Source organism: Novipirellula sp. (assembly GCF_041583735.1).
In the GTDB taxonomy this organism is placed as follows: Bacteria; Planctomycetota; Planctomycetia; order Pirellulales; family Pirellulaceae; genus Novipirellula.
Map to the genome: position 1 here is coordinate 1 of NZ_JBFHFD010000507.1, position 6232 is coordinate 6232.

The following is a 6232-nucleotide window of genomic DNA, read 5'->3' on the forward strand; positions in this document are numbered from 1 at the left end:
CCACGTCGCCGCCTGGTCAAGTTCCTCGTTGCTGATTCCTTGCGGCATCACCCAAACTTTGTCTGCGGGAACGTCAAGTTGCGAGACAATTTCTTGAAGCTCCTGCAGATCCCGCTCTCCGTCGACGACAAACTTTACTTGGTAGTCGACCGATTGCTCCATCAGCCTTTGCATCGTGCCGATGGGCATCCGCCGCTGCTCGTGCAGTTCGCTCCAACGCGGATGTTGATCCGCGTCCGGGGTGCTGGTACGAAATTTAGGGCTGATCGACATCAAATCGCAAGCGATCTGGCGATCAATCGTGCCTGCGGTTTCGATCGTAATATGGTAGCCACGCTCTCGCAGCATCTCACACAACAGCACCGATTCCTTGGGCAGCAGAGGTTCGCCGCCTGTCAGCACGACATGACGCACGGCCGAATCGGAAATCGACTCGACAAGCGTGGCAATCGACATCTGATCCCCCTCGGGACGCCACGACGCGTACGGGGTATCGCAGAACCAGCAACGCAAATTACAACCGCTGGTGCGAACAAAAAAACTGTTGGTTCCCGTCAGTTCGCCTTCGCCTTGGCGGCTGACGAAGGTCTCGGAAATGCGCAGCGACGATGTTTCGGCCAGGGTCCCCCTGGTCGATTCCGTCGAAGCCTGCAAAAATCCTGAATTACGAAGTGGAGAAATCAAAATTGAACGACTCAAATCATTTTCGCGAGCTGTTGGAAGTTTTTGAAAACCCCAGCCCGACACGAAACTTTACGATCCAACACCATTGTCCCGAGTTTACTTCGGTTTGTCCTAAAACAGGGCAACCCGACTACGGAACGATCATCTTTACCTACGTGCCCGACAAAATATGTGTTGAGCTGAAGAGTTTAAAGATGTATTTGCAGCGGTTTCGCAACGAAGGAATCTTTTACGAAGCCGTGACAAACCGAATCATGGACGACTTTCTCGCTGTCGTAAAGCCACGACAAGCAACGGTCGAAAGCCGCTGGACCCCTCGCGGCGGTCTGAACAGCAATATCATCGTGCAATATCCCGACGTTCCGCTCGGTTAGTGCCTGCTTTTTGTGCCCGTCCTCGGTCGGGCGATCCTCGCCTCCCTTCCTTCCTGAACCCCAGAAATCTCCCTCATGACGACTCCGATTTTGCTTAGCGGATTTGCTGACGAAGCCGCCAACGAAAAACTTGCCGTTCAGCAGTACTCTGCGTTCGCCGCCCTCGGATTAAAGTACTATTCGATTCGTTTCATCGATGCCGGCGAAGGAATCAAGAACGTCATGATGCTCAGCGATGCCGAGATCAACCATCTCGTCAAAATGCAGGGTGATTATGGATTGAAAGTCAGCAGCATCGGTTCGCCGATCGGTAAGGTGAAACTAAAAGATGTCGACGATGGAACGGCGAACAAATTTGTGCCGTTTGATCAATACATGAAGGAAGACGTCGCTCGCGCCTGTGATCGTGCCGAAGCGTTCGGAGCCAAGTTGATTCGCGGATTTGCGTTCTATCATCCCAAAGGAACCAAGCCCGAGGAACACATCGATCAAGTTGCGGACCAACTGACTCAAATCGCCGAAGCGTGCGACCAGCGTGGTTTGACGTTCGGTTTGGAAGTCGAAGCCAACTTGGTTGGCCAAACCGGTCAATTGCTCGAAGCGATCGCCGCGAAGGTCAATCATCCCGCGATGCTGACGATTTTCGACGCCGCCAATATCGTCACGCAAGGTTTCACACCGGATGAAACGTATGGTCAGTACTTGGCGATGAAGCCAAGTTTGGGTTGGGTTCACATCAAAGACTACCATGACCCGTCGCCGACCGCGCGGATCGATCATGTGGACGAAGCAAGCCTCAGCAACTTTGTGCCTGCGGACCGTGGTGACAGTGGCCACGAAGCGATCTTGCGTGACATGAAGGACTTTTTGCCCGAGCTGCACAAGCGGATGACCGCGCGTGGAGCCGACGGAGTCTTCATGGATCTCGAACCGCACGTCAAAGGTGGCGGACAATTCGGTGGCTTCAGCGGCCCCGATGGGTTTGGTGTCGCATTGCGAGGCCTCTGCCGCGTCCTGGACTACGTCGGAATCCCCTACGGATTGCGAACGTTCGAAGACATCAAAGCCTCGTAGCTTTGTAGCCCGGATCGTTGATCCAGCCGCGACAGTTTTACTCTCCCGTGTGCGGGGAGCGTCGGCCGCATCTGCGGCTACGGCGTCGCTATCGCGACGCGATACGGCCTACATCGCTCCATGGACACGTCACCTGCTAAATCGCATACGATTGTGGGCTGTGTCTGTCGCTGCTGATCTTCGTTATCGCTGAGGAAGGACATCCATGAATGGTGCCACTTGGCAATCGGACTTGTTGCTTGCCCAGCAGTCCTTTGATCAGAACCGAATCAACGAAGCTTACGCGATTGCCACTGCTGTCCTAGCGGCACACCCCGCGTGTGCCGAAGCTCTTGAGATCATCGGCCTAGTTCAATCGCGTCGTCACCAAGTTGACGCGGCCATTGAAACGCTTGAGCACGCGCTGCGAATTCGCTGCGACTTGATTCCGAGCCATTCTTTTTTGGGTTTGTTGTATCAATCGCGAGGCGAGATCGAACGGGCGATTCGCGTGTTCGAGCAAGGCTTGGTGCTCGATCCAGCCCATGACCACATTCGTTTCAATCGAGCGCTGTCACTTCTAAAACTTGCTCGATTCGACGAGGGCTGGATCGAATACGAATGGCGGTGGAAGGCGGCTGCGGTACCGAGACCCGAGATTCCATTGCCGCGATGGGACGGTTCGTCACTGCAGGGACGCTCGATCTTGATTCACACCGAACAAGGCTTTGGTGACACGTTCCAATTCATTCGTTTTCTGCCTCGATTGCAGCAGCTTGGAGCCACCGTTTGGATGGCGGTACAAAAACCACTCAGTCGGTTGCTTCGCGATATCCAGGGGGTCGATCACTGGATGCCAGTCGATGAACCGGCTCCGATTGCGTTTGATTTGTACTCGCCGCTATTGAGTCTGCCAGCGGTGTTGCAATTGAATCGTCCCGAGCAGTTTCGAGTCGAGACACCCTACCTGCATGCGGAACCGGATCGGGTCGCAACGTGGCGAGATCGGATCGAGAGCTTGCCGGGACTAAAGATCGGAATTGGATGGCAGGGCAGTCCAACGTTTAATGGTGACGTTTGGCGTTCGATTCCGCTCTCGTCCTTTGCCGCACTTGCCAACGTCGACAATGTCACGCTGGTCAGTCTACAGAAACACGACGGATTGAATCAGCTCGCCGAGAACGACACGGCGTTTCCGCTGGTCCGCTTCGACGATCTCGACACAGACGGGGCGTTCCTCGATACGATCGCCATGATCCAGCATCTCGATCTGGTAGTGACGTCCGACACGGCATTGGCACACTTGGCCGGAGCCGCAGGGGTTCCGGTGTGGTGCCTGATCTCGACGGCTTGTGATTGGCGGTGGATGACCCGATCAAGCGACACCGTTTGGTACGACTCAATGCGACTATTTCGCCAGCAAAAACTTGGCGAATGGGAACCGGTCTTCGCGGAAGTGGTCGCCGAGTTACAGCGATCGGGAATCCGCAAATGAATGGCGTTCTTTCGCCTATCGCCTGCCATGTCGCGGGCAGATGTTTGAATCGATACACGCTCTCACGCTCCCCCACTTCGCAACCCCGCCCCCCGCACCATCCCCCCGCATTGACCGTCCCTTTTAAAGTCAGACGCAACCTCGTGACAAACTTCACAAAGGGGCTTAACCGCACTTTGCAAGTTTGTGGCGTGAAAATAGTTGCCTTTCGGCACTCCGCAACGTAAGATCAACTGTAAGCAATGAGAAGCGACTACGGCTCGGTTATCGGTTTCTTGTTGCTTATCACGGCCATCCCAATTGTGTTCGCGTTGACGGACATGAGAAGCCAGATGTTCTAACAGGCCGCGAGCTCTTTTCTTTTTGATTGATTTTGGCTGGCCCCGAGCCGACAGCCGCAACTGCGGTCGGCTTTGAGAGCGCCGTCAAACGCCCTTTCTTTGGCCGACCTCCATCGGAGCGGTTTGACTCGTCGAAGCAAACGCCGAGCATCTCGCACTTAACTCACGGAAGATCCAGTTCGCGACAGCGGATGCTATCAGGGAGTTTCAACCATGGGCCATATGCTGCAAGGGAATCCAGGGTATCCCGAATCGGACGATCGTTTTCGATCGACCGAGATACCGGGTGATGCAAGTGTCCTTCGCATTGCCGAAGAATCGGTGTCTAGCGTCAAGGAACCGGACGTCATTGAACCGGACGCATCTGTGGATATTCCCGCCGGAATCCAGCACTACAGCGGCATCCCCGCATTTGGGCTGTTGCGTCATGCAGCCGATGTGATCCCGGATCGGACGGCGGTGATCTATGGCAACATGACTTGGACGTACCAAACGCTGAATCATGACGCGGTACGTGCGGCAGCTCTGTTGCAGCATCTTGGAATTAAACAAGGAGATCGCGTTGGCGTATTACTTCCCAATGTGCCCGAGTTCATTATTGCGGTTAACGGCATTTGGCGTGCCGGTGGGATCGCGGTCGCACTCAGCCCGTTGATGGTCCAAGACGAGGTGACCGATATCGTTCGCCGCACGGGGTGCAAGGTGGTGATCACCCTGGACATGCTAGCCCAGATGTTAGTCGACTGTGATTCCGCATTGACCAAGACGCTGTATGTCTCGATTCGTGAACATCTGCCCTCGCTGAAGCAACTCGGATACTTGTGGGCACGTCATCAACGCACCGGCCAATGGTCGCTGCCCAGCAATGCATCGCATGCTTGGTTCTGGGAAGAACTGAAGGGACTGCGTCGAGAATGGAAGCCAGTCAAAATCAACCCAGCAACAGATCCCGCCTACATTTTGCCCACCGGTGGCACGACGGGAACACCAAAATCGGTGACGCTCAGTCATCAAAACATGGTCGCCAACGCATGGCAACAATTTGAATGGACCGATCGATCATTTGCGAACGAGACGATGATCGCGGTGTTGCCGTTTTTCCACAGCTATGGTGTTTCGGCAATCGTGCTTGGGGGCGCGGCGATGGGAGCCACCTTGGTGCTACACCATCGCTTCAATGCTCGCCAAGTCATACATCTGATTGAAACGCATCGCCCCACGGTGTTGCACGCCGTCCCCGCAATGCTGGTCGCACTGAACGACCGCTTGAGCGAGTATCCCGCCGATCTGAGCTCGATTCGTTGGGTGATCTCCGGCGGCGCGCCGTTGGATGCAACTGTGGGCGAGACATTTAGCAAGCACAGTGGAGCCTTGGTCGTCGAAGGCTTTGGGCTCTCGGAAGCCTCGCCGGTGACGCACGTCGGCAACCTATTTGCCGAACCCAAATATGGAACGATCGGATTGCCGCTGCCCGAGACCGAGTGCCGGATCGTCGACCAAGACGACGGCGTCAGCGACGTGGGGGACGAACAGGTCGGAGAATTAATTGTTCGCGGCCCACAAGTCATGCTCGGTTATTGGAATGATCCCGAAGCGACGGCCACGACGATTCGCGACGGATGGCTCTACACCGGAGACTTGGCGGTGCGTCACCTCGACGGCTTGTACAGCATTGTGGGACGCAAAAAAGACTTGATCATCACCTCGGGATTTAACGTCTATCCGTCCGAGGTCGAAGCGGTGTTGCGTAATGCCCCCGGAGTGCTTGATGCAGCCGTCGTGGGATTCGCCGACCTACAGCGTGGCGAGGTGGTCAAGGCATTTGTTCGGATGCAGGACAAAGCCGACTGGGATGAAGATGCCCTGCGTGCTCATTGCCGCAGCCATCTTTCCAAACACAAACAACCTCGAATCTACGAGCAGTGCATTGACGATCTTCCGAGAAACTTTTTGGGCAAGGTGGTGCGGCGCAAATTGCGAGAGTGAGCTGCGAAGTTTGGATTGCGTTGCAAGCATTGGTTACGGAACGAAAGCAGAGTGTTTTTGGAAAAAGGAGACTTATTGATGGAACCCATTGCCATTGTCACGGGAGTACGCACCCCTTTTGCAAAAGCGTTTGGCAAACTCGCTGATGTGTCTGCGGTCGAGCTAGGTCGCATAGCGGTCACCGAAGCGCTGCAGCGGTGTGAGTTGACGCCCGATGCGGTGGACGAAGTCATCATCGGCAATGTCGCGGGTCCCGCCGATTCGGCCAACGTGGCTCGCGTGATCGCGCTAAAAAGCAG

5 protein-coding genes and 1 pseudogene are annotated in these 6232 nt (G+C 55.3%); 5 read left to right on the forward strand and 1 reads right to left on the reverse strand.

Annotated features, from left to right (window positions below; all coding sequences use genetic code 11):
• Positions 1-684, reverse strand: a 684-nt coding sequence (locus ABX962_RS26945) for a 7-carboxy-7-deazaguanine synthase QueE (RefSeq protein ID WP_372724033.1), incomplete at its 3' end; no start/stop codon positions are given.
• A 2-nt stretch (positions 685-686) separates the two neighbouring features.
• On the opposite strand from ABX962_RS26945, the gene queF reads away from it, so the two are divergent.
• The 5 genes and pseudogenes from queF to ABX962_RS26970 all read left to right on the forward strand — a co-directional run.
• Entirely contained in the window at positions 687-1058 is a 372-nt protein-coding gene (gene queF / locus ABX962_RS26950; RefSeq protein WP_372724034.1) for a preQ(1) synthase, read from the forward strand.
• A gap of 75 nt (positions 1059-1133) precedes the next feature.
• Positions 1134-2132 carry a sugar phosphate isomerase/epimerase family protein gene (locus tag ABX962_RS26955; protein WP_372724036.1) on the forward strand — a complete coding sequence of 333 codons (999 nt, stop codon included), beginning with the start codon at positions 1134-1136 and terminating at the stop codon, positions 2130-2132.
• Positions 2133-2337: 205 nt separating this feature from the next.
• Positions 2338-3606, forward strand: a complete 1269-nt coding sequence (locus ABX962_RS26960; protein WP_372724038.1) for a hypothetical protein — start codon at positions 2338-2340, stop codon at positions 3604-3606.
• Between the two features lie 554 nt (positions 3607-4160).
• A complete protein-coding gene (locus ABX962_RS26965) occupies positions 4161-5933 on the forward strand; it encodes an AMP-binding protein (RefSeq protein ID WP_372724040.1) in 1773 nt (590 codons plus the stop codon).
• Positions 5934-6011: 78 nt separating this feature from the next.
• Positions 6012-6232: pseudogene (locus ABX962_RS26970) on the forward strand (acetyl-CoA C-acyltransferase); the annotation flags it as partial.

Bases quoted from the DNA above. Each gene is read 5' to 3' on its own strand.
- ABX962_RS26955 (WP_372724036.1), top strand. From the start codon at position 1,134: ATGACGACTCCGATTTTGCTTAGCGGATTTGCTGACGAAGCCGCCAAC.
- ABX962_RS26960 (WP_372724038.1), top strand. From the start codon at position 2,338: ATGAATGGTGCCACTTGGCAATCGGACTTGTTGCTTGCCCAGCAGTCC.
- ABX962_RS26965 (WP_372724040.1), top strand. From the start codon at position 4,161: ATGGGCCATATGCTGCAAGGGAATCCAGGGTATCCCGAATCGGACGAT.